This window comes from Cupriavidus sp. PB-02 (assembly GCF_058252315.1).
On the sequence record NZ_CM177694.1, the window covers coordinates 3,980,366 to 4,007,186 of the forward strand.

Sequence of the window (26,821 nt, forward strand, 5' to 3'; positions counted from 1 at the left end):
CTTACTGCCCGTCGCGCAGCTTGTCGGCCAGCGCCTGAGCAGCGGCAAAGTTGAGGTCCCCGGAGTAGATCGCGCGGCCGCAGATGACGCCTTCGACACCTTCGCCCTCGACCGCGCACAGGTTGTCGATATCGGCCAGGTTGGACAGCCCGCCGCTGGCGATCACCGGGATCGACATCGACTGCGCCAGTTTGACGGTGGCGTCGATATTGATCCCCTGGAGCATGCCGTCGCGGCCGATATCGGTGTAGATGATGGCCTCCACGCCGTAGTCTTCGTACTTGCGCGCCAGGTCCGCCACTTCATGGCCGGTCAGCTTGCTCCAGCCGTCGGTGGCCACCTTGCCATCCTTGGCGTCCAGGCCAACGATGATATGGCCGCCGAAGGCCGAGCAGGCGTCCTTCAGGAAACCGGGGTTCTTGACCGCGGCCGTGCCGATGATGACGTACGACAGGCCGTCATCCAGCCATCGTTCGATGGTGTTCAGGTCGCGGATACCGCCGCCCAGCTGCACCGGGATCTCGTCGCCAACCTCGGCGATGATGGCCTTGATGGCGGCCTCGTTGCGGGGCTTGCCGACGAATGCGCCGTTCAGGTCCACCAGGTGCAGGCGCCGCGCGCCCTGCTCCACCCAGTGACGTGCCATGGCGGCGGGATCTTCGGAAAAGACGGTGGCCTGGTCCATGTCGCCTTGTTTGAGGCGTACACACTGACCGTCCTTCAGGTCGATGGCCGGAATGAGCAACATATGCGTGACGAGCGTGGTTGAGTAAGGGAAGTTGAGCGAGACCGGCGCTGCCGGTCAGGTCTGGGGTCGATAATCGATCGGAAACTTGGTCGAATGAACGGGTCGAGTCAGCGGTCGATAGATCGGTAAAAAAACGATTCGGGTGCCTGGTCGTGCCTGGATCGCGCCGCGGTGCCGTGTCGGCGCCTCAGGGGTTCCAGTGGACGAAGTTCCGGTACAGCTGCAGGCCCAGGGCCGCGCTCTTCTCGGGGTGGAACTGCGTCGCAAAAATATTATCGCGCGCTACCGCGCTGGTAAATACGACTCCATACTCCGTTTCGCCGGCGATATGGGCCGGGTCCTGCGCCTGCACATAGTAGCTGTGGACGAAATAGAACCAGCTGTCGTCCGGGATACCGTCCCACAGCGGGTGCGGCTTCGCCTGGCGCACCCGGTTCCAACCCATCTGCGGCACCTTGTAGCGCGAGCCGTCGGGCTGCGTCATGCCGTCCAGCGCAAAGCGCACCACCTGGCCGGGCATCAGGCCCAGCGCCGGTGTGCGCTGCGCACCAGCACGACTTTCGGTGCTGAACTCGAACAGCATCTGTTCGCCAACACACACACCCAGCATCGGCTTGCTGCCGGCGGCCTCGATCACCGCCTGCTGCAGCCCGGACGCGCCCAGCGCCGACATGCAGTCCGGCATCGCGCCTTGGCCCGGCAGCACCACGCGGTCCGCGCTCCGGATGCCTTCGGGGGCATCCACCACCCGCACGTCCGCTTCCGGCGCCGCGGCACGCAGCGCCTGCGCCACCGAGCGCAGGTTGCCCATGCCGTAATCCACAATTGCTATGGTAGTCATGATTTCAAAACAGGCAACAATGTCTTCAGCCCGTCCACAATGAATTCCACGGCCAGCGCCGACAGGATCAGCCCCATCAGGCGCGTGCCGATATTGATGCCGGTGCGGCCGATCACCCGGGCAATCGGGTCGGCCGCGCGGAACACCATGTACACCACCGCCCCGATCACCACGCCCAGGCCGACCAGGATCAGCAACTGATACCAGTGCTGCGTCTTGCCGGCATAAACGATCACCGTGCTGATCGAGCCAGGCCCGGTCAGCAGCGGCAGCGCCAGCGGCACCACCGCGATGCTGGACTTTACCTCGGCCTCGTCCTCTTCTTCCGGCGTGGCCCTGGTGCGGCTGGTCTGCGCGTTCAGCATGTTCATGGCCATCATGATCATGATGAGCCCGCCACCCACCTGCAGCGACGCCACCGAGATATTGAAGAACTCGATGATCTGCTGCCCCAGCAGCGCCGACACCGCCACCACGATCGCCACCGAGATCGACGCGATCTTGATGGTACGCAGCTTTTCCGCTTCAGTCTGCTGGCTGGTCAGGCTGATGAAGAACGGGATCGCCCCGATCGGGTTGATCAGCGCCAGCAGCGAAATAAACGACTTGAGCGTATCCATCGGTTGCGGGTCGCCAGCGGCGCTGGCGGATTCAGCCTGGGGGCCTGGAAAAGGTCAGCGGGCGCCGCAACCAGCCGGCACGCCTACGGTTGTTCGAAGTGGTCGATGCGTTGTCGATGCGTTGGCAGGCGCCTCAGAGCGTACCCTTGGTCGACGGGATCGTGTTCGCCGCGCGCGGGTCCAGCTCCACCGCCATGCGCAGGGCCCGGCCAAAGGCCTTGAACACGGTTTCGCACTGGTGGTGGGCATTGATGCCGCGCAGGTTGTCGATATGCAGGGTCACGCCCGCATGGTTGACGAAGCCGCGGAAGAACTCGATGGTCAGGTCGACGTCGAAGCTGCCCACGCGCGCACGCGTGAACGGCACGTGGAATTCCAGGCCGGGGCGGCCGGAGAAGTCGATCACCACGCGCGACAGGCATTCATCCAGCGGCACATAGCTGTGGCCGTAGCGGGTGATGCCCTTCTTGTCGCCGATGGCCCGGGCCACGGCCTGGCCAAGCGTGATGCCAACGTCTTCCACCGTGTGGTGGTCGTCGATATGCGTGTCGCCGGTGGCTTCGACCTCCAGGTCGAACATGCCGTGCCGGGCGATCTGATCCAGCATGTGGTCGAGGAACGGCACGCCGGACGCCAGTTTCTGGCGGCCGGTGCCGTCGAGATTCAGGGAAACGCGGATTTGCGTTTCCGAAGTATTGCGGGTGACCTCTGCAACACGCATGGTGTTAATCCTGCAGCGACGCTGCGAATGCCTCAAGGAACTGCGCGTTTTCTTCGGGCGTGCTGACCGTGACGCGCAGACAATTGGCCAGCAACGGGTGCATTTTACTCACGTTCTTGATCAACACCTTGCGCGCCAGCAGCCGGTCGAACGTCTGTGCGGCATCCGGCACGCGCGCGAGCAGGAAGTTGGCGGCGCTGGGGAACACCGTCACCCCCGCTTGCGCGGCCATGCCGTCGGCCACGCGGGTGCGTTCGGCGCGCAGTTGTGCGGCCTGTTCGTCCAGCACCAACACATGCTCCAGCGCGAACAGCGCGGTGGCTTCGGTCAGCACGTTGACGTTGTACGGGGGACGCACCTTGTCGATTTGCGCCAGCCATTCCGGCGCGCCGGCCAGGTAGCCCAGGCGGATGCCGGCCAGGCCCAGCTTGGATACGGTGCGCATCACCAGCAGGTTGCCGAAATCCGTCAGGCGCGGCATCCAGCTGTGCTGCGCGAACGGCTGGTAGGCCTCGTCCACCACCACCAGGCTGTTGCAGATCTCGCCCTGGGCGGCGCGCACGATGGCCTCCATGTCGGCGGCATCGAACAGGTTGCCGGTTGGGTTGTTCGGGTAGGCCAGGTAAATGATGGCGGGCTGCTGCTCGGCCATCGCGGCCAACATGGCGGCGCGATCGAGCGTGAAGTCCGCGCGCAGCGGCACGCCGACGAACTGCAGGCCGGCAAACTGCGCCGACATCGCGTACATCACGAAGCCCGGCACCGGCGCCATCACCTTCGCGCCCGGCTTGGCCGCGGCCAGCGCCAGCATGCTGATGATCTCGTCCGAGCCGTTGCCGAGCAGAACGTCCATGCCGGCGGGCACCTGCATCACGGTCTTCAGCTTCGCGCGCAGGGCTTCGCTGCTGGGCACCGGGTAGCGGTTCAACGCGACCTCGCCCAGGCGCTCGGCCAGTTCGCGGCGCAGCTCGGGCGGCAGCCGGTACGGGTTCTCCATCGCGTCGAGCTTGACCAGACCGTGCGAATCCGGCACGTGGTAGGCGCCCATGGCGCGTACGTCGTCACGGATGATGCGTTCGATCAGGGAGGGCTCTACGGCTGACATGGAAACTCCAAAGTTGGCTGCTTTATCAGGCAGCGTGGGTCAGTAAATCAATTGCGTTTGAAACGATATTCCGCGCTGCGCGCGTGGGCCTGCAGGCCTTCGCCGTACGCGAGTTCGGCGGCGATCTGGCCGAGCATCTTCGCCCCGCCCTCGCTCACTTCGATCAGGCTCGAACGCTTCTGGAAGTCATAGACCCCCAGCGGCGACGAGAAGCGCGCGGTGCGCGAGGTCGGCAGCACGTGGTTGGGACCGGCGCAGTAGTCACCCAGCGATTCGCTGGTATAGCGGCCGAGGAAAATGGCGCCGGCGTGGCGGATCTTCTCGCTCCACTGGCGCGGGTTCTCGGCGGAGATTTCCAGGTGCTCGGGCGCGATCGCATTGGCGATCTCGCAGGCTTCTTCCATGTCGCGCACCTTGATCAGCGCGCCGCGGCCGGAGATCGACGCGGCGATCACGTCGCGGCGCGGCATGGTGCCGAGCTGGCGCTGGATGCTGGCTTCGACGCGGGCGATATATTCCGAGTCCGGGCACAGCAGGATCGACTGCGCCAGCTCGTCGTGCTCGGCCTGCGAGAACAGGTCCATCGCCACCCAGTCGGGGTCGGTGGTGCCGTCACAGATCACCAGGATCTCGGACGGACCGGCGATCATGTCGATGCCGACGGTGCCGAACACGCGCCGCTTGGCCGCGGCCACGTAGGCATTGCCCGGGCCAACGATCTTGTCGACCTGCGGCAGCGTGGCGGTGCCGTAGGCCAGCGCGCCAACAGCCTGCGCACCGCCGATGGTGAACACGCGGTCCACGCCGGCGATCTGCGCGGCCGCCAGCACCAGCTCGTTGCGCACGCCGCCCGGCGTGGGCACGACCATGATGATTTCCTTGACGCCCGCGACGCGCGCCGGGATCGCATTCATCAGCACCGACGACGGATACGCGGCCTTGCCGCCCGGCACATAGATGCCGACGCGGTCCAGCGGGGTCACCTTCTGGCCCAGCATGGTGCCGTCGGCCTCGGTGTATTCCCAACTGTGGCTGCCGCACTCGATCTTCTGCTTCTCGTGGTAGGCACGCACACGCGCGGCGGCGGCCTCCAGCGCGGCGCGGCGCTTAGGCTCGAGGTCCTCGAGCGCGGCTTCCAACTGCTGCTGCGACACTTCCAGCGCGCCCATCGACGACGCTTCCACGCGGTCGAAACGCTTGGTGTATTCCAGCACTGCGGCATCCCCGCGCGCCTTCACGTCTGCCAGGATCTGCGCCGCGGCGCGGTCGATGGCCTCGTCCTCGCCGGCCTCGAAGGCCAGCACCTGGCGCAGCGCCTCGGCAAAGCCGGGCTCGCTGGAATCAAGCCGGCGGATCGGCAGGTTTTCCATTTCGGTTGCGTTCATGACTTCTTTCCTCTCAGGCGGCCCGGCCTCAGGCCAGCGCCGCCGAAGCGCGTTCGAATGCGTCGAGGATCGGCGCCAGCCGCTCGCGCTTCAGTTTGAGCGCGGCCTGGTTCACCACCAGCCGCGACGAGATCTGCACGATCTCCTCCACCTCGACCAGGTTGTTGGCGCGCAGCGTGCTGCCGGTGCTGACCAGGTCGACGATGGCATCGGACAGGCCCACCAGCGGGCCCAGCTCCATGGAACCGTACAGCTTGATCAGGTCGACGTGAACGCCCTTTTTCGCAAAATGCTCGCGCGCGGTCTGCACGTACTTGGTGGCCACCGCCAGGCGCGCGCCCTGGCGCACCGCGTTGGCATAGTCAAACCCGGCGGGCACCGCCACCGACATGCGGCAGCGCGCGATGTTCAGGTCGATCGGCGCGTACAGGCCGGCCATGCCGTTTTCCATCAGCACGTCCTTGCCGGCCACACCGAAATCGGCGGCGCCGTACTGCACGTAGGTGGGCACGTCCGAGGCGCGCACGATCACCACGCGCACGGCCGGATCGGAGGTGGGCAGGATCAGCTTGCGCGAGGTTTCCGGGTCTTCGGTGACGCGGATACCGGCAGCCTCAAGCAGCGGCAGCGTCTCGGTGAAGATGCGGCCCTTGGACAGCGCCAGCGTAAGCTGGTTGGGCGAAGCGTTGAAAGTGGGGCTCATCGGGCGTCAGTCCTCGGTGCTCAAGCCATGCGGCGGATCTTGGCGCCCACTGCAGACAGCTTGTCTTCCATGCGGTCGTAGCCGCGGTCCAGGTGGTAGATGCGGTCGATCACGGTCTCGCCGTCGGCGACCAGGCCGGCGATCACCAGGCTGGCCGAAGCGCGCAGATCGGTCGCCATCACGTTGGCACCGGACAGGCGCGCCACGCCGTTGACCACCGCGGTATTGCCTTCGACCGCGATGTCGGCGCCCAGGCGGTTCAGTTCCTGGACGTGCATGAAGCGGTTTTCGAAGATGGTCTCGGTCACGCGCGCTGTGCCTTCGGCCACGGCATTGAGCGCCATGAACTGGGCCTGCATGTCGGTCGGGAAGGCCGGGTATTCCGAGGTGCGGAAACTGACGGCCTTGGCACGGTGCGGCATGGCCAGTCGGATCCAGTCGGCGCCGGTCTCGATGCGGGCGCCGGCTTCGCGCAGCTTGTCGAGCACGGTGTCAAGGATGTCAGTCTGCACGCCGCGCAGCACCAGGTCGCCCAGCGTCGCGGCCGCGGCGCACAGGAAGGTGCCGGCTTCGATGCGGTCGGCGATCACGCTGTGGCTGGCGCCGTGCAGGCGCTCGACGCCGTGCACTACCAGGCGGTCCGTGCCGATGCCTTCGATCTTGGCACCCATCTTGACCAGCAGGTGGGCCAGATCGGTCACCTCGGGCTCGCGCGCGGCGTTTTCCAGCACGGTCTCGCCTTCGGCCAGGGTGGCGGCCATCAGCAGGTTCTCGGTGCCGGTCACGGTGATCATGTCAGTGACCACGCGCGTGCCCTTCAGCCGTTTGGCGCGGGCATGGATAAAGCCGTGTTCGATGGTGATCTCGGCGCCCATCGCCTGCAGGCCCTTGATGTGCTGGTCGACCGGGCGCGCGCCGATGCCGCAGCCGCCGGGCAACGACACGCGGGCCTCGCCGAAGCGGGCCACCAGCGGACCGAGCACCAGGATCGAGGCGCGCATGGTCTTCACCATCTCGTACGGCGCTTCGTAGGAATTGACGCCGGCGCCGTTCAGGCTCACGCGGGCACCGTCGAGCTCGGCCTGCATGCCCATCTGGCGCAGCAGCTTGAGCGTGGTGCGCACGTCCTGCAGGTTGGGCACGTTATCGAGCGAAATGGTATCGGCCGTCAGCAGGCCGGCACACAGGATCGGCAACGCGGCGTTCTTGGCACCCGAAACGCGGATTTCGCCCTTCAGCGGGCCGTTGCCGTGGATCTGGAATTTGTCCATGTTCTGTCGTTCTGGCCGGGCACACGCCCGGCGTCATTGTTCTGGGGCCGCGCATGCGGCGCGGCGCGATGTTGCCGACGAGGCCTATTTGCCCTCGCCGGCCTGCCATTCAGCGGGCGTCAGCGTCTTCATCGACAGCGCATGGATTTCGGCGCGCATCCGGTCGCCCAGCGCCGCATACACGCGCTGGTGGCGCTGGATCAGCCGCTTGCCTTCAAACTCGGCGCTGACGATGGTGGCAAAGAAGTGCTGGCCGTCGCCCTCGACTTGCAGATGTTCGCAGGGCAATCCTTGGGCAATGTAATCCCTGACTTGTTCCGGTGTTGGCAGCATGGGGTTCTCTTCAGCGTATTCAGTAGGGCCGGCCGACGTTCAGTGGCGCAGCTTGTATCCGGACTTCAGCAGCCGCAGCGCCAGCGCGGCAAGCACCACGAAGGCCGATCCGACTACCGCCAGGCTGAACAGCGGCGACACGTCCGAGACGCCGAAGAAGCCATAGCGGAAGCCGTCGATCATGTAGAAGAACGGATTGGCATGGGACACCGCCTGCCAGAAGGCGGGCAGCGAGTGGATCGAATAGAACACACCGGACAGGAAGGTCGCCGGCATGATCAGGAAGTTCTGGAACGCGGCGAGCTGGTCGAACTTCTCGGCCCAGATGCCGGCGATCAGGCCCAGCGTGCCGAGGATGCCCGCGCCCAGCAGCGCAAAGACGAGGATCCAGCCCACATTGGCGAAATGCAGGTTGGCGAACCACGCCGTCACCAGCAGCACGCCCAGCCCCACGGTCAGCCCGCGGATCACCGAGGCCACCACGTAGGCGCCGAACATCTCCCAGTGCGACAGCGGCGGCAGCAGCACGAACACCAGGTTGCCGGTGATCTTGGACTGGATCAGTGACGACGAGCTGTTGGCGAACGCGTTCTGCAGCACGCTCATCATAACCAGGCCGGGCACCAGGAAGGCGGTGTAGCTGATCTGGTCGTAGACCTTGACGCGGTCTTCCAGCACATGGCCGAAGATCAGCAGGTACAGCACCGCGGTCAGCACGGGCGCGGCCACGGTCTGGAAGCTGACCTTCCAGAAGCGCAGCACTTCCTTGTACAGCAGGGTGCGGAAGCCCACCAGGCCGCCCACCGCCATCGGCGCGAGGCGGGCGTCGTCCAGGATCTCGATGTCGCCGGGTTGCTTCATGCCGCAGCCTCCATGGCGGGATCGGGCAGCGCGCCGGGCATATGCCCCTCGCGGCGCATGATCTGGACAAACACGTCTTCGAGGTCGGCCTTGTTGATTTCCATGTCTTCGATGTCACAGCCTGCTTCGCGGCAGGCTGCCAGGATCGGTTCCACCGCCTGGTAGCCCGACAGCCGCAGACGCACCGCGCGCTCGCCGGGGATGGCCGGCATGCGCAGCGGCTCCAGCGCCGGCGGCAGGCCGCCGTGCGCGAAGGTCAGCACCAACTGCAGCCCGGCAAACTGCGTCAGCAGGTTGCTGGTGCGGTCCAGCGCCACCACTTCGCCGAACTTGAGCATGGCGATGCGGTCGCACAGCGCCTCGGCCTCTTCCAGGTAATGCGTGGTCAGGATGATGGTGTGGCCTTCCCGGTTCAGGCGCGAGATGAACTTCCACAGCGTCTGGCGCAGTTCCACGTCGACACCGGCGGTCGGTTCGTCCAGCACGATAACCGGCGGGCGGTGCACCAGCGCCTGCGCCACCAGCACGCGCCGCTTCATGCCGCCGGAGAGCTGGCGCATATTGGCATCGGCCTTCCCGGTCAGGTCCAGGTTGGCCATGATCTCGTCGATCCAGTCGTCATTGCGCGTGAGGCCGAAGTAGCCGGACTGCAGCCGCAGCGTTTCGCGCACCGTGAAGAACGGGTCGAACACCAGTTCCTGCGGGACCACGCCCAGCATACGCCGCGCCATCCGGTAGTCGGACACCACATCGTGGCCCAGCACACTGACGCGGCCGGAATCGGCGCGGTTCAGGCCGGCGAGGATCGAGATCAGCGTGGTCTTGCCGGCGCCGTTGGGCCCGAGCAGCCCGAAGAATTCGCCGCGTTCGACGGTGAAGCTGACGCCCTTGAGCGCCTGCAGGTTGCGGTAGCGCTTGCGAACGTCGTGGATTTCAATGGCTTTCATGGCCGATTGTTTGTGGCGGGAGCGCCTTTTGGGGGGCGACCGCCTGGAAATGGGGAGCAACTGCGTGCCCTGGCTACCCTGGCCCGGCAGGCACGAACCGGGGGTGGGCGGGGGGATGGGCGAACAACCCGGAATTATAGGGGATGCGGGGTGAGTCCCGCTTGATCCGCCCCTGAGCCGTCCTGCCCCCGCTCTGTGGCGCGGCGACCGCGCCAGGCAGCCGCCGGGGCATCGCTGGTGGCCGCCGTGATGGCGGGCCGGCGATGCCGGATCAATGTCGGTGGTGGTGTTCCAGTTGGGAACCTGCCGGGGAGAAGGCCAGTTCGGCTTCCGGCGCAACGTCGCGCGCAGCCGCGGGCACCAGGCCCAGAAGGCCGTCCACGCCGTACAGGCTTGCCAGTTGCGACAGTCCGGCCGGCACGCCGCGCAGCGAAAGCGCCAGGTTGCGTGCCGCGGCGGCGCGATGCCAGGCCAGCAGTACGGCGACAGCGGCGGAGTCGACCTGCGTGAGGCCGGTGCAGTCCACTTGCACATCCCCCTGCGCGACGCGCGCCAGCCCGTCGCGCAGCACGGTGGCGGCGTTCTGGTTGGTCAGCGAGGTACCCAGCGAAAGCATGGATGCGTGTAGTGGCCTGGAGGGAAGAAAGCGAAAGCCGCGGCAGAAACGACGGCTCCCGCACTTTGGCGGGAGCCGGTGCCGCGAACGGCTATTGTAGAGGAGATCGGCGCACCTTGCTGCATCGCAGCGGCGCGCCGGGGCAGCCGCGTCAGCTCTTGGCGTTGGCGAGCTGGCGGTTGCGGTCCTGCAGCGTCTTGATCACGCCCTCGACGCCCTGCTGGCCGACGATGGTGTTGAAACTGCCCTTGTAGGCCTCGGTCAGCCACGCGCCCAGCACGTTGATGTCATAGAGCCTCCAGCCTTGTGCGGTCTTCTCCAGGCGGTAGTCCATCTGGATTGGCTCGCCCTTGTTGATCACCTGGGTGCGGATGGTCGCGTCGGTATCTTCAGGCGTGCCGCGGTACGGGCGGTACTGCACGGTCTGGTCGCGGATCTGGGCGATGGCGCCGGCGTAGGTGCGGATCAGCAGGGTCTTGAACTCATCGGTGATCTGCTTCTGCTGCTCGGGCGTGGCCTTGGACCAATTGCGGCCCATCGCGATCTGCGTGGTCTTCTGGAAGTTCGCGTTGGGTATGATCTTCTGCTCGACCAGCGCGGTGATCTTGGCGATATTGCCGGCCTGCATGTCCTTGTCGGCCTTGACGGTCGACATCACGTCGTTGACCAGTGCCTTGACCAGCCCGTCCGGGGTGGCCGCGTCCGGGGACACCTGGGCGTGGGCCGCGCCTGCGAAGGCAACTACGGTAAGGAAGGGGACCAACAGTCGCTTTATCATGGATTTTCCTTCTTCATCTGAGACGTTTCTCGCCGATGGGGGCGAATTAGCCAGCGTCGCTGGTGGCGCGCGGCCTTGCGGTGATTGGAACACAAGCCCGGCCGGCTGGTGGCGGGTCGCCGGGCATTTCCCGCCACTTCCAAACAAATTGTTTCAGCCCTCACAGGGCATTCACAGCCTGGGCGCAGGCCTGTTGCGTGCCCGCGCCACAATGGTTTCAGCGTATGCGGATGACGCCCGGCACGATCCGCTGCATCGGCTCCACCGCTGGCACCGGCAGGCTCTGGCTTTCCGGCTGGATATTGCCGGAGGGCGCCGTTTGCTGCGGGGCTGATGCCGGATCAGGAGCCGGAGCCGGAGGCGCGGCTGAAGCGTCAGCCGGCGCCGGAGCGGGAGCCGGCTCGGCGGGCGCCGCGGGCTTCTCGCCCTCGGGCGCGGCCGGGGCTGCCGGCGCCGACTCATCGCTGTCGGCATCCGCTTCGGCTTCCGGCGGGTTGCCGTCGTAGACCAGGTACTGGCGGCGCTGCAGGTAGGAATCGCGCAGGAACGAGTACTTGTCCAAGGCCGCCTGCTCGAGCAGGTTGCTTGCCCCCAGCAGTTGCGCCCGGCCGGCCACGATGCGCACGCCGGTCAGCGAATTGCGCAGCGACACCGGGTACAGATAGGCCGACGGGTCGAACTGGCGATCCACCAGCATGCCGCCGGTGTCGCGCACCGTGCTCGGCCCGAACAGCGGCAGCACCAGGTACGGCCCCTGCGGCACGCCCCACACGCCCAGGGTCTGGCCGAAGTCTTCCTTGTACTTGGGCAGGCCGGCCGGGGTGGCGATATCGATCAGGCCGCCGATGCCCAGAACGCTGTTCATCGCCACGCGCATGGAGTCTTCCGCCGCGCGCGTGGGCTTGCCCTGCAGCAGGTTATTCACCGCCGAGTAGACATCGCTCACGTTGGAGAAGAAGTTCTCCACCGCGCGCTGCACTGGCGTGGGCATGTAGTCGGCGTAGACCTCGGCGACCGGGCGCAGGATGCCCTTGTCGAAGTCCTCGTTGATCTTCGCGACCTCGCGGTTGAACGGCTCCAGCGGATCCCTGGGGTTGGCGTTCGGACCGGTGGCGCAGCCGGCCAGCACGGCGGCGGCTAGCGCTGCCAGCAGCCTGGCCGCCGGGCGGCGCGCGGCGCTGCCCCGATAGACGGATGGCGCAGCGCTCATTTGAGCTCTCCGCCGGGCGCCGGCGCGCTGGCGCCGGTAGCCGAGCCACCGCTGCTGCCGCCGGCATCGGCCGCCTTGTTGTACAGGAACTGGCCGATCAGGTTTTCCAGCACCACCGCCGACTGCGTCATGGTGATGCGCGCGCCGTCGGCCAGCATGGCGGTGTCGCCGCCGGCTTCGAGGCCGATGTACTGCTCACCCAGAAGGCCCGAGGTCAGGATCTTGGCCGAGGTGTCCTTGGGGAACTCGTAGCGCTTCTCCAGGCTCATCTCGACAGTGGCCTGGTAGGTCTTGTCGTCGAAGCGGATCGCCGCCACGCGGCCGACCACCACGCCAGCGCTCTTGACCGGCGCGCGCGGCTTGAGCCCGCCGATATTGTCGAAGCGCGCCTGCACGCTGTAGGTTTCCTGGAAGGAGAAGGCGCTCATGTTCCCCGCCTTGAGGGCCAGGAACAGCAGGGCCACGAACCCCGCCACCACGAACAGGCCCACCCAGAAATCGAGTGTGTTCTTTTTCATTGGAATCTCTTTCTTCAACCCCGTTTTATGTCTTGTCGCTGTCTTGTTGTCACTGCGGCCCGCGTCAGTTGCTGAACATCAGCGCGGTCAGCAGGAAATCCAGCCCCAGCACGGCCAGCGACGCGATCACCACGGTGCGGGTGGTCGCGCGCGAGACGCCTTCGGGCGTGGGCTTGGCCTCGAAGCCCTGGTACAGGGCAATAAATGTCACAGCAATGCCAAAGATAAAGCTCTTGATCACGCCGTTGAGCACGTCGGCACGCACGTCGACGCCGCCCTGCATCTGCGACCAGAAAGCGCCCGCGTCCACGCCGATCAGCTGCACGCCGACCACGTAGCCGCCCAGGATGCCCACTGCGCTGAAGATCGCCGCCAGCACCGGCATGGCGATCACGCCCGCCCAGAAGCGCGGCGCGATCACGCGCTGCAGCGGGTTCACTGCCATCATTTCCATCGCCGTGAGTTGCTCGCCGGCTTTCATCAGGCCGATCTCCGCAGTGAGCGAGGTGCCGGCGCGGCCGGCGAACAGCAGCGCGGTCACCACCGGCCCCAGCTCGCGCACCAGTGACAGCGCCACCAGCAGCCCGAGCGCCTGCTCGGAACCGTAGCGGTTCAGCGTGTAGTAGCCCTGCAGGCCCAGCACGAAGCCGACAAAGAGGCCCGACACGGCAATGATTACCAGCGACAGGTTGCCGACGAAGAAGACCTGGTCGGTCACCAGCCGGAAGCGGCGCAGCAGCGCCGGCGACAGGCCCATCAGCGCCAGGAACATGCGCGTGGCATGGCCCACGCCCGAGACATTGCGGCGCACTGCCGCGCCGATGGTGGTGAAGAAACCGATCACCGCGCACCTCCGGCAAAGTCCTCGGCCAGCGACGGCCCCGGATAGTGGAACGGCACCGGGCCATCGGCCTCGGCATGGACGAACTGGTGCACGAACGGGTCGGTGGAGGCGCGCAACGCCTCGGGCTCGCCCTGCGCCGCGATGCGCCCGTCGGCAATGAAGTAGACGTAGTCGGCGATCTGGAATGTCTCGTGCACGTCGTGCGAGACGATGATCGTGGTCGCGCCGAGCGCGTCATTTAGGCTGCGGATCAGGCGCGCAGTCAGGCCGAGCGAGATCGGGTCCAGCCCGGCGAAGGGCTCGTCATACATCAGCAGCGCCGGATCCAGCGCGATCGCACGCGCCAGCGCCACGCGCCGCGCCATGCCGCCCGAAATCTGCGACGGCATCAGCGCGCGCGCGCCGCGCAGGCCGACCGCATTGAGCTTCATCAGCACCAGGTCGCGGATCATCGACTCGGGCAGGTCGGTGTGCTCGCGTAGCGGGAAGGCCACATTATCGAACACCGACAAGTCGGTAAACAGCGCGCCGAACTGGAACAGCATGCCCATCTGGCGTCGCACCGCGTACAGGCCGCGCATATCCACCGTGTGGATATCGGTGCCGGCAAAGCGCACCGCGCCCGCCTGTGGACGCACCTGGCCGCCGATCAGGCGCAACACCGTCGTCTTGCCGCAACCCGAGCCGCCCATCACCGCAATCACCTTGCCACGCGGGAATTGCATGGTCAGGCCGGACAGGATCGGCTTGCCGTGGTCCGCATAAGCGAAATCCACCGCGTTCAGTTCGACGAGGTTTTGAGCAGAATCGGTCACGTTAGCACCGGTCGGGACAGTCGCGCATTATAAGGTCTACTACCTAGGCGCGCTGTACCGTGTGTCACACGCTACGTTGACCGGATTGGAACAATCGCTCCCGGGCCCTGCACAACGACCGGGACGGCGGCTCTCTGGCGTGCGGCTCAGTGCTCGTGCCTCACGGCGCCTGCGTATGCGCGACGTCCTTGAGGATGACCTGCCACTGGATCGATTCCGAGCGGATCGCGGTGGCGAACGCCTCCGGCGAGTCGCGCAAGGGCGTCAGTCCCGCCGCCATCAGGCGCGAACGCACCTCGCGCTCGGCCATCACGCCGTCGAGTTCGCCCGCCAGCCGCGCCACGATCGCGCGCGGGGTCTTGGCCGGCGCCATCACGCCGAACCACGCCACCGCGGCATAGCCCTCCATGCCCGACTCCTGCAGTGTCGGCACCAGCGGCGCCAGCGTCGAGCGCGCCACGCCGGTGACGCCGATCAGCCGCAGCGCTCCACTCTTGACTTGGCTCTGCACTGCGGCGAAGGAACAGAAGCAGGCACTGATGCGGCCGGCCAACATCTCCTGCACCACCGCGGCCTCGCCCTTGGCGATGACCAGCGGCACGCTGTTGGGGATGCCGCGCACCGCGTATTCGGCATAGAGGTGCGATGGGCTGCCGGGCTGGCCGTAGCCGTAGCTGTACGAACCGGGGTTGGACCTCACCGCCGTCATCCATTGCTCTGGCGTGCGCATCGGCAGCCGGGCGTCGATCACCAGGAACATCGGCGTGGTGGCAACGCGCGCCACCGGCGTGAAGTCGCGCACGACGTCATAGGGCACCGGCTCCAGCCCGGGCTGGATCAGCATATTTGCCTGGTGGAACAGCAGTGTATGGCCATCGGAACTGGCCTTGGCGACCACATCGCCGGCGGTGGTGCCGGCCGCGCCGGGGCGATTGTCAACCTCCATCGGCACGCCTAGGCGCGCGGACAAGCGCTCGGCCAGCATGCGCGCAACGGCGTCGGCCACGCCGCCCGCCGGGAACGGCACGATCAGGCGCATTGGGCGATCCGGGAACGAAATGGCGCGCACCAGTTGCGGACCGGCAAGCGCGGGCATGGCAGGTACCGCTAGCGCGAGCGTGGTACACCCCAGCGCGTACAAGTACAGGAAAGGTTGCAGCCAGCGGCAGAGCCGCGCCAAAGCGCCGCGCTCCGTCGCGAACTTCGCTTTACCTCGCCAAAGCTGCGACAAATTGCGCACTTCGGGCATCAATTTCCTCCGGACGATCTCCTGAGAAGACCGCGAGCGGGTTCTGGGGAAAAAGGATTTTCGAGGCGGTTTCCGTTAATGGTTTTTTAAAAATTGTAGGGACATTACCGAGGCCACTACAGGCACGTAAACCATAGCCGGGAGAACCCTGAAGGCCTTGTACAGCCTTGCCAAACCTGCCATCAGGCGCCAGCGCAGAGGGGCCCGGCAGGGGTCGCCGGCTATAATCGCGCGATGACGATTTTCACGCTGCGGCCGATGGTGGCCGCGGACCTGCCGGCCGTGCTGCCGGTGCAGGCCAGCTGTTACACGGAGGTGCTGCTCGAAAGCGAGCAGGCACTGGCCAGCAGGCTCGCGCTGTCCCCTGCCACCTGCTGGGTCGCACCAGACCCACGCGACCCGGGCGCCCTCGCCGCCTACCTGTTCACGCATCCCTGGCTCGAAGCCAGCCTGCCGCCGCTGGATGGCGTGCTGGACGACGGCTGGCGCGGTGCGTCCGCGCCGGAGTCGCTGACGTGGTTCGTCCATGACATGGCCGTGGCGCCCGCCGGGCGCGGCGCTGGGCTGGCGCCAAGACTGTATGCGGCGGCGCTGGCGGCAGCACGCTCGACCGGGCTCGGGCGTTCGCGGCTGATTGCGGTGCAGTCGGCCGCGTCATGGTGGCGCAGGCTTGGGTACGCGCCGGTGGCCGCTGGGACAGCGTCGCGGCATGCCGCCAAGCTGGCCGACTATGGCGCGAACGCGGTGCTGATGGAACGCGCGCTGGCGGACTGAGCGCCGAGCCTGCACCAAGAGAAAAAGCCCGCCGGCTTGCGCCAGGCGGGCTTTCTCTTGCGGCCGAAGCCTGTGGATCAGCGCGGCAGGTCGCTGTGGCCCATCAGGAAGGCGTCGACCGAACGCGCGGCCTGGCGGCCTTCGCGAATGGCCCACACCACCAGCGACTGGCCACGGCGCACGTCGCCGGCGGCGAACACCTTGGGCACGTTGGTGTGGTAGGCGCGCTCGCCCTCCGTGGCGGCCTTGGCGTTCTTGCGCGCGTCGGTGTCCACGCCGAACGCTTCCAGCATCGAGCCCACCGGGTTGGTGAAGCCCATCGCCAGCAGCACCAGGTCGGCCGGCAGGATGAACTCGCTGCCTTCGACTTCCTGCATGCGGCCATTCTTCCATTCGACGCGGCAGGCCTTCAGAGCCGTGACCTTGCCGTTCTCGCCAATGAATTCCTTGGTGGCGACCGACCAGTCGCGCTCGCAGCCTTCGTCGTGCGAGGACGAGGTGCGCAGCTTGATCGGCCAGTACGGCCACACCAGCGGCTTGTTCTCTTCTTCCGGCGGCTGCGGCAGCAGCTCGAACTGTGTCACCGAGGTGGCGCCGTGGCGGTTGGACGTGCCCACGCAGTCGGAGCCGGTATCGCCGCCGCCGATCACGATCACGTTCTTGCCTTCGGCACGGATCTCGTTCTCGCCGTCGCCAGCCACTTCCTTGTTCTGCGGAATCAGGAATTCAAGCGCGTAGTGGATGCCGGCCAGGTCGCGGCCCGGCACGGGCAGGTCGCGCGGCACTTCCGAGCCGCCCGCCAGCACCACGGCGTCGAACTGCTCCATCAGGGCCTGGGCCGAGATGGTTTCCCGCGCGTAGTTCTTGATGCCGGCAGGCAGCTCGCCGTCGGTCACCATCACGCCGGCGCGGAAGGTCACGCCTTCGGCCTGCATCTGCTCCATGCGGCGGTCGATCAGCGTCTTCTCCATCTTGAAGTCGGGGATGCCGTAGCGCAGCAGGCCGCCGATGCGGTCGTTCTTCTCGAACACGGTCACGTCATGGCCGGCACGTGCCAGCTGCTGCGCGGCGGCCATGCCGGCGGGGCCGGAACCGACCACGGCCACGGTCTTGCCGGTCCTGTGCTTGGGCGCCTGCGGCGCGACCCAGCCTTCTTCCCAGGCCTTGTCGATGATGGCGTGCTCGATCGACTTGATGCCGACCGGCAGCTCGTTGATGCCCAGCGTGCAGGCGGCTTCGCACGGTGCCGGGCAGATGCGGCCGGTGAACTCGGGGAAGTTGTTGGTCTGGTGCAGCACCTCGATCGCCGACTTCCAGTCCTGGCGGTACACCAGGTCGTTGAAGTCGGGAATGATGTTGTTGACCGGGCAGCCGTTGTTGCAGAACGGGATGCCACAGTCCATGCAGCGCGCACCCTGGAGCTTCGCTTCGCTGTCGGACAGCGCGAACACGAATTCCTTGTAGTGCTTCACGCGCTTGACTACCGGTTCGTAGCCCTCATTCTGGCGCGGAAATTCGAGAAAGCCAGTCGCCTTACCCATGTTGCGTCCTTGGTCATGCTGCGCGGGACCGGCGGCATCGCCGGCCCTGCGGTGGGGTCAGTATCTTGTCGGGGGCCGCGGCGGCTGCCGCGCCCCGTCGCTACGTTGGTTTGCTGTGCTTCAGGCCGCGATGGCTTCGCGGTCGCTGTCGCGGGCGGCCTGTTCCTTGGCGTACATCTCGCCCAGCGCGCGCTTGTACTCGGTCGGGAAGACCTTGACGAACTTGCGGCGCGCCGTGGTCCAGTCAGCCAGCAGCGCCTTGGCGCGCTCGGAACCGGTGTAACGGAAATGCTGCTCGATCAGGTTGCGCAGGATGATTTCATCCAGTTGGCGCTTGCCGTCGACCTTGTGCCACGAAGCCTGCGGCTGGCCCTTCTCCTGGTCGGCCGAGGCCAGCACCGCTTCCAGTGCCACCATCGAGGTGTTGCAGCGCTTGTCGAACAGGCCGTCCTCGTCGTAGACGTAGGCCACGCCACCCGACATGCCGGCAGCGAAGTTACGGCCGGTGCCGCCCAGCACCACCACCGTGCCGCCGGTCATGTACTCGCAACCGTGGTCGCCGGTGCCTTCCACCACGGCCGCCGCGCCGGAGTTGCGCACCGCGAAGCGCTCGCCGGCCACGCCGTTGAAGAACGCTTCACCGGCGATGGCACCGTACAGCACGGTGTTCCCGACGATGATGTTGCGGGTCGGATCGCCACGGAACTCATGCGGAGCGCGCACGATCACGCGGCCGCCCGACAGGCCCTTGCCGACGTAGTCGTTGCCGTCGCCCACCAGGTCCAGCGTGATGCCGTGCGCCAGGAACGCGCCGAACGACTGGCCGGCGGTGCCTTGCAGCTGGATGTGGATGGTGTCGTCGGGCAGGCCTTCATGGCCGTGCTGCTTGGCGACCACGCCGGACAGCATCGCGCCCACCGTACGGTTGACGTTCTTGACCGGCTGGATGAACGAGACACGCTCGCCCTTCTCGATCGCCGGACGCGCCTTGGCGATCAGCACGTGGTCCAGCGCCTTGCCGGCTTCCGCCGACAGCCCATGGTCCTGCACGTCGGTGTGGTACAGCGGCACGTCCGCGCCCAGCGACACCTGGTGGAAGATGCGGCTGAAGTCCAGGCCGCGCGCCTTCCAGTGCTCGATGCCCGCCTTGGTGTCGAGCAGGTCGGCGCGGCCGATCAGCTCGTCGAAGGTGCGGATGCCCAGCTGGGCCATGATCTCGCGGGCCTCTTCTGCAACGAAGAAGAAGAAGTTCACCACGTGTTCCGGCTTGCCCTGGAATTTCTTGCGCAGCTGCGGATCCTGCGTGGCCACGCCCACCGGGCAGGTGTTCAGGTGGCACTTGCGCATCATGATGCAGCCTTCCGCAACCAGCGGCGCGGTGGCGAAGCCGAACTCGTCGGCGCCCAGCAGCGCGCCGATGACGACGTCGCGGCCGGTCTTCATCTGGCCGTCGGCCTGCACGCGGATGCGGTTGCGCAGCCCGTTGAGCAGCAGCGTCTGCTGCGTCTCGGCCAGGCCCAGCTCCCACGGCGTGCCGGCGTGCTTGATCGACGACCACGGCGAGGCGCCGGTGCCGCCGTCATGGCCGGCGATCACCACGTGGTCGGCCTTGGCCTTGGACACGCCCGCGGCCACCGTGCCGACGCCCACTTCGGACACCAGCTTGACCGAGATGTCCGACGACGGGTTGACGTTCTTCAGGTCGTGGATCAGCTGTGCGAGGTCCTCGATCGAGTAGATGTCATGGTGCGGGGGCGGCGAGATCAGGCCCACGCCCGGCACCGAGTAACGCAGCTTGCCGATGTAGTCCGAGACCTTGTGGCCCGGCAGCTGGCCGCCTTCACCGGGCTTCGCGCCCTGCGCCATCTTGATCTGGATCTGGTCGGCCGAAGCCAGGTACTCGGCGGTCACGCCGAAACGGCCCGACGCCACCTGCTTGATCTTGGAGCGCAGCGAGTCGCCGTCGCGCAGTTCCAGGTCCTTCTCGATCACGCCGTCGCCCAGCAGGCCCTTGAGGGTATCGCCCTGCTTGATGGGGATGCCGCGCAGCTCGTTGCGGTAGCGCTTCTCGTCCTCGCCACCTTCACCGGTGTTGGACTTGCCGCCGATGCGGTTCATCGCCAGCGCCAGCGTGGTGTGGGCTTCGGTCGAGATCGAGCCCAGCGACATCGCGCCGGTGGCGAAGCGCCGCACGATTTCCTTGGCGGGCTCGACTTCTTCCAGCGGAATCGCCTTGGCCGGATCGACCTTGAACTCGAACAGACCACGCAGCGTCATGTGGCGCTTGCTCTGGTCGTTGATGATGTTGGCGTATTCCTTGTACGTCTGGTAGGCGCCCTTGCCGTCGTCAGCGCGCACCGAGTGCTGCAGCTTGGCGATCGAGTCCGGGGTCCACATATGCTCTTCGCCGCGGATGCGGAAGGCGTACTCGCCGCCGGCGTCGAGCATGCTTTCCAGCACCGGGTTGTTGCCAAAAGCATCCTTGTGCAGGCGCAGCGCTTCCTCGGCCACCTCGAAGATGCCGATGCCCTCGACATTCGACGGCGTGCCGTGGAAGTACTTCTGCACCAGTTCGCGCGACAGGCCGATGGCTTCGAAGATCTGCGCGCCGGTGTACGACATGTACGTGGAGATGCCCATCTTGGACATCACCTTGAACAGGCCCTTGCCGACCGCCTTGACGAAGTTCTTGACCGCCTTCTCGGGCGACAGGTCGCCCGACAGGCCGCTGGCCATGTCGGCCAGGGTTTCCATCGCCAGGTACGGGTGCACGGCTTCGGCGCCGTAGCCGGCCAGCAGCGCGAAGTGATGCACTTCACGCGCGGTGCCGGTCTCGACCACCAGGCCGGTCGACGTACGCAGGCCCTTTTCCACCAGGTGGTGGTGGATCGCGGACGTGGCCAGCAGCGCGGGGATCGCGACATGGTCGGCATCCACCGGGCGGTCGGTCACGATCAGGATGTTGTAGCCCGAACGCACCGCATCCACGGCTTCGGCGCACAGCGACGCCAGGCGCGCTTCAATGCCTTCCTTGCCCCAGGCGGTCGGGTAGCAGATGTTCAGTTCGTAAGCACGGAACTTGCCGCCGGTGTAGTGCTCGATGTTGCGGATCTTGGCGATGTCCTTGAAGTCCAGCACGGGCTGGGACACTTCGAGACGCATCGGCGGGTTGATGTTGTTCAGCTCCAGCAGGTTCGGCTTCGGGCCGATGAACGACACCAGCGACATCACCATGTTCTCGCGGATCGGGTCGATCGGCGGGTTGGTGACCTGGGCGAACAGCTGCTTGAAGTAGTGATACAGCGTCTTGTTCTTGGACGACAGGATGGCCAGGGGCGAGTCGTTGCCCATCGAGCCGGTGGCTTCCTCGCCGGCCAGCGCCATCGGCGCCATCAGGAACTTGACGTCTTCCTGGGTGTAGCCGAAGGCCTGCTGGCGGTCCAGCAGCTTGGCCACGGGCTTCTTCTCGGCGGCAACGTCTTCCGGCTTGGCGTCGATCTCGTCCAGCTTGATGCGGACGGCGTCGATCCAGCTCTTGTACGGCTTGGCGTTGGCCAGGTTGTCCTTGAGTTCCTTGTCGTCGATGATGCGGCCCTGCTCCATGTCGATCAGGAACATCTTGCCCGGCTGCAGGCGCCACTTCTCAACGATGCGCGACTCGGGGAACGGCAGCACGCCGGCTTCGGACGCCAGCACCACGACGTCGTCCTCGGTCACGTAGAAACGCGCCGGGCGCAGGCCGTTGCGGTCCAGCGTGGCGCCGATCTGGCGGCCATCGGTGAAGCAGATCGCGGCCGGGCCGTCCCACGGCTCCATCATGGCGGCGTGGTACTCGTAGAAGGCGCGACGGTTGTCGTCCATCAGCGTGTGCTGTTCCCAGGCTTCCGGGATCATCATCATCATCGCGTGGACGAGCGGGTAGCCGGCCATCGTCAGCAGTTCGAGGCAGTTGTCGAACGATGCCGTGTCGGACTGGCCCGGATAGATCAGCGGCCACAGCTTGGGCAGGTCGTCGCCCAGCACCGGCGACGAGATTGCGCCGGTACGCGCGTTGATCCAGTTGACGTTGCCCTTGACTGTGTTGATTTCGCCGTTGTGGGCGACCATGCGGTACGGGTGGGCCAGTTCCCAGGCCGGGAAAGTGTTGGTCGAGAAGCGCTGGTGCACCAGGGCCAGGGCCGAGACGGCGCGCGGGTCCTGCAGGTCCAGGTAGTACTCGCCAACCTGGTTGGCCAGCAGCAGGCCCTTGTACACCACGGTACGGGCCGACATCGACGGCACGAAGTATTCCTTGCCGTGCTTGAGCTTGAGCGCCTGGATGGCGTGGCTGGCGGTCTTGCGGATGACGTAGAGCTTACGCTCCAGCGCGTCCGTGGTCATGATGTCGCGGCCGCGACCGATGAAGATCTGGCGGATCACCGGCTCGGTCTTGCGCACCGTCGGCGACATCGGCATGTTGCAGTCGACCGGCACGTCGCGCCAGCCCAGCACGACCTGGCCTTCCAGGCGGACCGTGCGCTCCAGTTCCTGTTCGCAGGCCAGGCGCGAGGCGTGTTCCTTCGGCAGGAAGATCATGCCCACGCCGTATTCGCCGGCGGGCGGCAGGCTCACGCCCTGTGCGGCCATTTCCTCGCGATAGAACTGGTCGGGGATCTGGACCAGGATACCGGCACCGTCGCCCATCAGCGCGTCCGCGCCGACGGCACCCCGGTGGTCCAGGTTCTCCAGGATCTTCAGGCCCTGGGAGATGATCTCGTGGGACTTCTTGCCCTTGATATGCGCGACCATGCCGACGCCGCAGGCGTCGTGCTCGTTGCTGGGGTCGTACATGCCTTGCGCCTGGGGGCGCAAGTCGAGGGCGGATTCGGATCCGCTGATTTGCTCGCTGGTCTGCGCTTGGGCCGAAAGATTTTTCGTTTGGTCCACGGGCTGGATTCCGGTGAAGGCTGCGCGAATTGCTGGACTACCGGAACGGGGACCGCGCGCTTTCTTGATATCCACCCAAACCGGTGGACCGGCGGGAAGGGAAATGGGGACGAAGCTGTCTGCGGGCCGCAGCGGCGTACACGAGCGTGACGCGCCGCACAATTACTGTGGGTGGAGCAACTATATGGGAATCTTATTCGGCTCGCAAAATTTTTAAATAGGGTCAGAACACATTAATATTCGCACCGTTTCGGTGATCGGATTAAATGGGGACACGTTATTTTTGCGTCGACTGGGCCACGTCTTCCGTGGGTGCTTGCACCTTTTTGGGGCGCCCTTTCGGGAGCGGCTGAACGCGCCGGGTCGCATGGCGTTCGAGTTGCGCCAGGAATGCTTCGCCGCCAAGAGGCCAGCCGCTATGCGCGTGACTGCGCAGCGTGGCCAGCGTTTTGGTCGACAGGCCTTCGGCAGTCAGCGAACGATAGTTGGACTGGCGCTCGAACGGCGTATTGCCCAGTTCCCAGTAAGCAGAGTGGTCGCTTACAAACGGGCTGGCCTCGATGCCGGCGTGATGGCGGTAGCTGCTCCAGCGGTCGGCCTCCGGCGTGCTCACCTCCCCGGCGCGCAGCGCGTTCGCTTCGACATAAAGCATGGCCGGCAGCATCCACTGGGCCGGGTCGAACACCGCCGAGCGGAAGCGCCCTTCCCACAGCGTGCCAGTGCGCTCGGCCACACGGTTGAAATAGCGTGCGTAGCGACGGCCGACCGCCTGCATGGTCAGGCTCAGTGAATCCGGCCCCTTGGGCGTGGCCACCAGGTGCACGTGGTTGGGCCGCAGCGTGTAGGCGTGGAGCGCAAGGTCATGCTCGCGCGCGGCCATGCGCAGGCAGTCGAGGTAGTGCAGGTAGTCGTCGGGACCGAGGAAGACGTCCTGGCGGTTGTTGCCGCGTTGCAACACCAGGGCGGGAAGACCGGCGGGAGAGAAACGGGGAAGGCGGGCCATGACAGGTCATGCGAGCATCGATGCCCGCATGATAGCCTGATCCGTCCCCAATTATGCGCAGGCGCGCCGCTGTCAGTTGCCCTCGCTCACGGCAAAGATGCGGCGATGCTCGCGGATCGCGTAGCGGTCGGTCATGCCGGCGATGTAATGCGCGATCAGCCGCGGCTGCTCGGTGCCGTGGCCGGCCTGGTACTGTGGCGGCAGCAGGCGTGGATCGGACATAAAGGCCTGGAACAGGTCGCCGACGATGCGCTGCGCCTTGGCCGACATGCGCATCACCAGGTAGTGCCGGTACAGGTGCCGGAACAGGAAGCGCTTGAGCGCCGCGGCTTCCTCGTGGATCTGCGGGCTGAAGCCGACCAGCGGGCCGGCGGCGCGAACCGCGTCGATATTGCGCGGGTTGACCGCGGCGATATTGCTGCTGGTGGTCTCGATCAGGTCGACGATCAGCGTGTTGATCATGCGCCGGACCGTCTCGTTGATGGCGCGGCGGCCGTTGATGCCGGGGAAGGCATCAGCCACCTCGGCACGGTGGCGCTCCCACATCGGTACTTCGTCGAGCTGTTCCAGCGTCAGCAGGCCGGAGCGCAGGCCGTCATCAATATCGTGGTTGTTGTAGGCAATCTCGTCGGCCAGGTTGGCCAGTTGCGCCTCCAGCGACGGCTGCGTGCCTTCCAGGAAGCGCCGGCCCAGCTCGCCCAGCGCCGCGGCATTGACGCGCGAGCAATGCTTGAGGATGCCCTCGCGCGTCTCGAAGGTCAGGTTCAGCCCGTTGAAGCCGCCGTAGCGCTCTTCCAGCTCGTCCACCACCAGCAGGCTCTGCAGGTTGTGCTCGAAGCCGCCGTGATTCTTCATGCAGGTGTTGAGCGCATCCTGCCCGGCGTGGCCAAAGGGCGTATGGCCCAGGTCGTGCGCCAGCGAGATGGCCTCGACCAGGTCTTCGTTGAGGCGCAGGTTGCGCGCGATCGAGCGGGCGATCTGCGCCACCTCCAGGCTATGGGTCAGGCGGGTGCGGAACAGGTCTCCCTCATGGTTGACGAAGACCTGGGTCTTGTACTCGAGCCGCCGGAACGCCGTGCTGTGGATGACCCGGTCGCGGTCGCGCTGGAATTCGCTGCGCGACAGCGACGCGGGTTCGGCATGCACCCGCCCGCGCGTCTGCGCGGAGCGGGCGGCGTACGGGGCGAGATGGCTTTCAAAGTCGGTCATGCGGCAATCCGGTGAGCTGGGTCAGGGTTGCGAGGCATAACCGATCGATCACGCGACCGTGGCCTCGGTGGGAGGTTTAAGAACGGCGTGCTGCAGCGTGGCACGCAGGTCGGCATCGGGCACGGTGGTAATGAACGCCTCGCCGAGCTTCTTCAGCAGGATGAACTTGATGCTGCCGGCCTCGGCCTTCTTGTCGACCTTCATCAGTTCGATATAGCGATCGGTGCCCAGTTCCGGCGCCACCACCGGCAGCATGGCCGCCTGGGTCAGCGTGCGGATGCGCGCGAGCGTCTCGATATCGATAAATCCAAGCCGGTGCGACAGGTCGGCGGCCATCACCATGCCGCAGCCCACCGCCTCGCCGTGCAGCCATGCGCCGTAGCCCATGCCCGCCTCGATCGCGTGGCCGAAGGTGTGGCCGAAATTGAGGATGGCGCGCAGGCCGCCCTCGCGCTCGTCCTGCGCCACCACGCCGGCCTTGATCTCGCACGAGCGCTGCACGGCCACCGCCATCAGTTCCGGGGCGCAGTCGTTCAGCGCCTTGATATTGCGCTCGATCCAGCCAAAGTACTCCGCATCGGCGATGGCGCCATGCTTGATCACCTCGGCCATGCCAGCGGCCAGCTCGCGCGGGGGCAGCGTGCGCAGCGTGTCGATGTCGGCGATCACCGCGTTGGGCTGGTGGAACGCGCCGATCATGTTCTTGCCGAGCGGATGGTTGATCCCGGTCTTGCCGCCCACCGACGAATCGACCTGCGCCAGCAGCGTGGTTGGCATCTGGATGAAGGGCACGCCGCGCATGTAGCAAGCGGCCGCAAACCCGGTCATGTCGCCCACCACGCCGCCGCCCAGCGCGACCAGCGTGGTCTTGCGGTCGGCGCCGGCCCGCAGCAGCGCGTCGAAGATCAGGTTCAACGTTTCCCAGTGCTTGAAGGCTTCTCCGTCGGGCAGCGTCACGGTGCGCACGGTCTTGCCCAGCGCCTTCAGGCTGGCTTCCACCCGCGCCGCGTACAGCGGCCCCACGGTTTCATTGGTGACGATGACGGCGTGTTGCCCGCGCACGTGCGGGCGCAGCAGCTCGGCGTTGTCGAGCAGGCCGGTGCCAATATGGATGGGGTAGCTTCGCGCTCCCAGGTCAACTTCAAGCGTAATCATGGATTGGGGTCCTGCGCCGGCTGCCCGGGCTGGCCGGACTGCTCGGCGGCCGGCTGCGGGGGATCGATCGGGAAACCGGCCATTTCGAGTTGCATCAACACCATATTAGCAAGCTGCGCCACCGAGGGCTTGCCGGTTTCGATGATGAAGTCCGCCACCTCGCGGTAAAGCGGGTCGCGCTCGGCGTACAGCGCCTCGAGCTTGCCCTTGGGATCCTCGGTCTGCAGCAGCGGGCGGTTGCGGTCGTGGCGGGTGCGCAGCCACAGGTCGTGTGGGCTGGCGCGCAGGTACACGACCGTGCCGCGAGCCTTCAGCACCTCGCGGTTCTCGGCACGCAGCACGGCGCCGCCGCCGGTGGCCAGCACGATGCCCTGGCGCTCGGCCAGCTCGCGGATCATGGCGGCTTCGCGGTCGCGGAAGCCCGCCTCGCCCTCGTGTTCGAAGATCACCGGGATGCGCACGCCGCAGTGCGCCTCGAGCTCGTGATCGGAATCGAAGAACGGATAGTGCAGGCGCCGCGCCACCGTGCGGCCCACGGTGGTCTTGCCGGCGCCCATCAGGCCGACGAAAAAGAGGTTCGGTCGATCGGATTCCGGTAGATCGGAGTCGCGTCGATCCGGAGCGGGGCGCTGTGCCGCCGGCCCTGTC

Annotated in this window: 24 protein-coding genes and 1 pseudogene; 1 reads left to right on the forward strand and 24 read right to left on the reverse strand. The window is 66.3% G+C overall.

The genetic code is table 11. The features are described 5' to 3' along the window. Nucleotide 1: 1 nt before the first annotated feature. The 18 genes and pseudogenes from hisA to AC10V3_RS18760 form a co-directional block, all read right to left on the reverse strand. Nucleotides 2-748, reverse strand: coding sequence for a 1-(5-phosphoribosyl)-5-[(5-phosphoribosylamino)methylideneamino]imidazole-4-carboxamide isomerase (hisA, locus tag AC10V3_RS18675; protein WP_022536810.1), 747 nt, complete (start codon nucleotides 746-748; stop codon nucleotides 2-4). Nucleotides 749-935: 187 nt separating this feature from the next. Then, complete coding sequence (gene hisH / locus AC10V3_RS18680; protein WP_022536811.1) at nucleotides 936-1,589, reverse strand: imidazole glycerol phosphate synthase subunit HisH; 654 nt, start codon at nucleotides 1,587-1,589, stop codon at nucleotides 936-938. Further along, entirely contained in the window at nucleotides 1,586-2,209 is a 624-nt protein-coding gene (locus tag AC10V3_RS18685; RefSeq protein WP_022536812.1) for a YchE family NAAT transporter, read from the reverse strand. Before AC10V3_RS18685 ends, hisH begins: the two co-directional genes overlap by 4 nt. A gap of 133 nt (nucleotides 2,210-2,342) precedes the next feature. Continuing rightward, nucleotides 2,343-2,930, reverse strand: coding sequence for an imidazoleglycerol-phosphate dehydratase HisB (gene hisB / locus AC10V3_RS18690; protein ID WP_019451384.1), 588 nt, complete (start codon nucleotides 2,928-2,930; stop codon nucleotides 2,343-2,345). A 4-nt stretch (nucleotides 2,931-2,934) separates the two neighbouring features. Further along, nucleotides 2,935-4,035, reverse strand: a complete 1,101-nt coding sequence (gene hisC, locus AC10V3_RS18695; protein ID WP_349605137.1) for a histidinol-phosphate transaminase — start codon at nucleotides 4,033-4,035, stop codon at nucleotides 2,935-2,937. A gap of 47 nt (nucleotides 4,036-4,082) precedes the next feature. Further along, nucleotides 4,083-5,420 (reverse strand): histidinol dehydrogenase, encoded by a 1,338-nt coding sequence (hisD, locus tag AC10V3_RS18700; protein WP_022536814.1) that lies wholly within the window; start codon nucleotides 5,418-5,420, stop codon nucleotides 4,083-4,085. A gap of 28 nt (nucleotides 5,421-5,448) precedes the next feature. Then, nucleotides 5,449-6,123: an ATP phosphoribosyltransferase gene (gene hisG, locus AC10V3_RS18705; protein WP_022536815.1), complete on the reverse strand. Its 675-nt coding sequence runs from the start codon at nucleotides 6,121-6,123 to the stop codon at nucleotides 5,449-5,451. Between the two features lie 20 nt (nucleotides 6,124-6,143). Next, nucleotides 6,144-7,394 carry a UDP-N-acetylglucosamine 1-carboxyvinyltransferase gene (murA, locus tag AC10V3_RS18710; RefSeq protein ID WP_022536816.1) on the reverse strand — a complete coding sequence of 417 codons (1,251 nt, stop codon included), beginning with the start codon at nucleotides 7,392-7,394 and terminating at the stop codon, nucleotides 6,144-6,146. Between the two features lie 84 nt (nucleotides 7,395-7,478). Further along, complete coding sequence (locus tag AC10V3_RS18715) at nucleotides 7,479-7,727, reverse strand: BolA family protein (RefSeq protein ID WP_010812335.1); 249 nt, start codon at nucleotides 7,725-7,727, stop codon at nucleotides 7,479-7,481. Between the two features lie 39 nt (nucleotides 7,728-7,766). Beyond that, on the reverse strand, nucleotides 7,767-8,588 hold the full coding sequence (locus tag AC10V3_RS18720) for an ABC transporter permease (RefSeq protein ID WP_022536817.1): 822 nt from the start codon (nucleotides 8,586-8,588) through the stop codon (nucleotides 7,767-7,769). Then, entirely contained in the window at nucleotides 8,585-9,535 is a 951-nt protein-coding gene (locus AC10V3_RS18725) for an ABC transporter ATP-binding protein (protein WP_022536818.1), read from the reverse strand. The genes AC10V3_RS18720 and AC10V3_RS18725 overlap by 4 nt, the downstream gene beginning before the upstream one ends. 271 nt (nucleotides 9,536-9,806) lie before the next feature. After that, nucleotides 9,807-10,157: pseudogene (locus AC10V3_RS18730) on the reverse strand (STAS domain-containing protein); the annotation flags it as partial. 145 nt (nucleotides 10,158-10,302) lie between these two features. Continuing rightward, nucleotides 10,303-10,929: an MlaC/ttg2D family ABC transporter substrate-binding protein gene (locus AC10V3_RS18735; protein ID WP_022536820.1), complete on the reverse strand. Its 627-nt coding sequence runs from the start codon at nucleotides 10,927-10,929 to the stop codon at nucleotides 10,303-10,305. 217 nt (nucleotides 10,930-11,146) lie between these two features. Continuing rightward, nucleotides 11,147-12,139, reverse strand: coding sequence for an MlaA family lipoprotein (locus AC10V3_RS18740; RefSeq protein WP_022536821.1), 993 nt, complete (start codon nucleotides 12,137-12,139; stop codon nucleotides 11,147-11,149). Continuing rightward, the gene (gene mlaD / locus AC10V3_RS18745; protein WP_022536822.1) at nucleotides 12,136-12,657 is read right to left on the reverse strand and encodes an outer membrane lipid asymmetry maintenance protein MlaD; all 522 of its coding nucleotides are present in this window, start codon (nucleotides 12,655-12,657) and stop codon (nucleotides 12,136-12,138) included. Before mlaD ends, AC10V3_RS18740 begins: the two co-directional genes overlap by 4 nt. 64 nt (nucleotides 12,658-12,721) lie before the next feature. Next, a complete protein-coding gene (mlaE, locus tag AC10V3_RS18750; protein WP_022536823.1) occupies nucleotides 12,722-13,501 on the reverse strand; it encodes a lipid asymmetry maintenance ABC transporter permease subunit MlaE in 780 nt (259 codons plus the stop codon). After that, nucleotides 13,498-14,316: an ABC transporter ATP-binding protein gene (locus tag AC10V3_RS18755; protein WP_022536824.1), complete on the reverse strand. Its 819-nt coding sequence runs from the start codon at nucleotides 14,314-14,316 to the stop codon at nucleotides 13,498-13,500. The genes mlaE and AC10V3_RS18755 overlap by 4 nt, the downstream gene beginning before the upstream one ends. A 160-nt stretch (nucleotides 14,317-14,476) precedes the next feature. Beyond that, nucleotides 14,477-15,565, reverse strand: coding sequence for a Bug family tripartite tricarboxylate transporter substrate binding protein (locus AC10V3_RS18760; RefSeq protein WP_022536825.1), 1,089 nt, complete (start codon nucleotides 15,563-15,565; stop codon nucleotides 14,477-14,479). Between the two features lie 234 nt (nucleotides 15,566-15,799). On the opposite strand from AC10V3_RS18760, the gene AC10V3_RS18765 reads away from it, so the two are divergent. Further along, a complete protein-coding gene (locus AC10V3_RS18765) occupies nucleotides 15,800-16,339 on the forward strand; it encodes a GNAT family N-acetyltransferase (RefSeq protein ID WP_490922727.1) in 540 nt (179 codons plus the stop codon). A gap of 77 nt (nucleotides 16,340-16,416) precedes the next feature. Here AC10V3_RS18765 and AC10V3_RS18770 read toward each other — a convergent pair whose 3' ends face one another. The 6 genes from AC10V3_RS18770 to AC10V3_RS18795 all read right to left on the reverse strand — a co-directional run bounded on the left by AC10V3_RS18770 (nucleotide 16,417) and on the right by AC10V3_RS18795 (nucleotide 26,730). After that, nucleotides 16,417-17,880 (reverse strand): glutamate synthase subunit beta, encoded by a 1,464-nt coding sequence (locus AC10V3_RS18770; protein ID WP_022536827.1) that lies wholly within the window; start codon nucleotides 17,878-17,880, stop codon nucleotides 16,417-16,419. 120 nt (nucleotides 17,881-18,000) lie between these two features. Then, nucleotides 18,001-22,710 carry a glutamate synthase-related protein gene (locus AC10V3_RS18775; protein WP_349605133.1) on the reverse strand — a complete coding sequence of 1,570 codons (4,710 nt, stop codon included), beginning with the start codon at nucleotides 22,708-22,710 and terminating at the stop codon, nucleotides 18,001-18,003. A gap of 373 nt (nucleotides 22,711-23,083) precedes the next feature. Further along, nucleotides 23,084-23,809, reverse strand: a complete 726-nt coding sequence (locus AC10V3_RS18780) for a transposase (protein ID WP_022536829.1) — start codon at nucleotides 23,807-23,809, stop codon at nucleotides 23,084-23,086. 72 nt (nucleotides 23,810-23,881) lie between these two features. Beyond that, nucleotides 23,882-25,018, reverse strand: coding sequence for a deoxyguanosinetriphosphate triphosphohydrolase (locus AC10V3_RS18785; protein ID WP_022536830.1), 1,137 nt, complete (start codon nucleotides 25,016-25,018; stop codon nucleotides 23,882-23,884). A gap of 48 nt (nucleotides 25,019-25,066) precedes the next feature. Continuing rightward, entirely contained in the window at nucleotides 25,067-26,173 is a 1,107-nt protein-coding gene (gene aroB, locus AC10V3_RS18790; RefSeq protein WP_022536831.1) for a 3-dehydroquinate synthase, read from the reverse strand. Then, nucleotides 26,170-26,730, reverse strand: coding sequence for a shikimate kinase (locus AC10V3_RS18795; protein ID WP_041681165.1), 561 nt, complete (start codon nucleotides 26,728-26,730; stop codon nucleotides 26,170-26,172). Before AC10V3_RS18795 ends, aroB begins: the two co-directional genes overlap by 4 nt. Nucleotides 26,731-26,821: the final 91 nt, after the last annotated feature.

What these genes read in the sequence shown, in the direction of transcription:
- mlaD (WP_022536822.1), bottom strand. Translation starts at nt 12,657, where the DNA reads ATGAAAAAGAACACACTCGATTTCTGGGTGGGCCTGTTCGTGGTGGCG.
- hisA (WP_022536810.1), bottom strand. Translation starts at nt 748, where the DNA reads ATGTTGCTCATTCCGGCCATCGACCTGAAGGACGGTCAGTGTGTACGC.
- AC10V3_RS18775 (WP_349605133.1), bottom strand. Translation starts at nt 22,710, where the DNA reads ATGTACGACCCCAGCAACGAGCACGACGCCTGCGGCGTCGGCATGGTC.
- hisH (WP_022536811.1), bottom strand. Translation starts at nt 1,589, where the DNA reads ATGACTACCATAGCAATTGTGGATTACGGCATGGGCAACCTGCGCTCG.
- AC10V3_RS18795 (WP_041681165.1), bottom strand. Translation starts at nt 26,730, where the DNA reads ATGGGCGCCGGCAAGACCACCGTGGGCCGCACGGTGGCGCGGCGCCTG.
- aroB (WP_022536831.1), bottom strand. Translation starts at nt 26,173, where the DNA reads ATGATTACGCTTGAAGTTGACCTGGGAGCGCGAAGCTACCCCATCCAT.
- AC10V3_RS18725 (WP_022536818.1), bottom strand. Translation starts at nt 9,535, where the DNA reads ATGAAAGCCATTGAAATCCACGACGTTCGCAAGCGCTACCGCAACCTG.
- AC10V3_RS18760 (WP_022536825.1), bottom strand. Translation starts at nt 15,565, where the DNA reads ATGCCCGAAGTGCGCAATTTGTCGCAGCTTTGGCGAGGTAAAGCGAAG.
- murA (WP_022536816.1), bottom strand. Translation starts at nt 7,394, where the DNA reads ATGGACAAATTCCAGATCCACGGCAACGGCCCGCTGAAGGGCGAAATC.
- AC10V3_RS18715 (WP_010812335.1), bottom strand. Translation starts at nt 7,727, where the DNA reads ATGCTGCCAACACCGGAACAAGTCAGGGATTACATTGCCCAAGGATTG.
- AC10V3_RS18735 (WP_022536820.1), bottom strand. Translation starts at nt 10,929, where the DNA reads ATGATAAAGCGACTGTTGGTCCCCTTCCTTACCGTAGTTGCCTTCGCA.
- AC10V3_RS18720 (WP_022536817.1), bottom strand. Translation starts at nt 8,588, where the DNA reads ATGAAGCAACCCGGCGACATCGAGATCCTGGACGACGCCCGCCTCGCG.
- hisC (WP_349605137.1), bottom strand. Translation starts at nt 4,035, where the DNA reads ATGTCAGCCGTAGAGCCCTCCCTGATCGAACGCATCATCCGTGACGAC.
- AC10V3_RS18685 (WP_022536812.1), bottom strand. Translation starts at nt 2,209, where the DNA reads ATGGATACGCTCAAGTCGTTTATTTCGCTGCTGGCGCTGATCAACCCG.
- AC10V3_RS18785 (WP_022536830.1), bottom strand. Translation starts at nt 25,018, where the DNA reads ATGACCGACTTTGAAAGCCATCTCGCCCCGTACGCCGCCCGCTCCGCG.
- AC10V3_RS18770 (WP_022536827.1), bottom strand. Translation starts at nt 17,880, where the DNA reads ATGGGTAAGGCGACTGGCTTTCTCGAATTTCCGCGCCAGAATGAGGGC.
- AC10V3_RS18740 (WP_022536821.1), bottom strand. Translation starts at nt 12,139, where the DNA reads ATGAGCGCTGCGCCATCCGTCTATCGGGGCAGCGCCGCGCGCCGCCCG.
- hisD (WP_022536814.1), bottom strand. Translation starts at nt 5,420, where the DNA reads ATGAACGCAACCGAAATGGAAAACCTGCCGATCCGCCGGCTTGATTCC.
- AC10V3_RS18765 (WP_490922727.1), top strand. Translation starts at nt 15,800, where the DNA reads ATGACGATTTTCACGCTGCGGCCGATGGTGGCCGCGGACCTGCCGGCC.
- hisB (WP_019451384.1), bottom strand. Translation starts at nt 2,930, where the DNA reads ATGCGTGTTGCAGAGGTCACCCGCAATACTTCGGAAACGCAAATCCGC.
- hisG (WP_022536815.1), bottom strand. Translation starts at nt 6,123, where the DNA reads ATGAGCCCCACTTTCAACGCTTCGCCCAACCAGCTTACGCTGGCGCTG.
- AC10V3_RS18780 (WP_022536829.1), bottom strand. Translation starts at nt 23,809, where the DNA reads ATGGCCCGCCTTCCCCGTTTCTCTCCCGCCGGTCTTCCCGCCCTGGTG.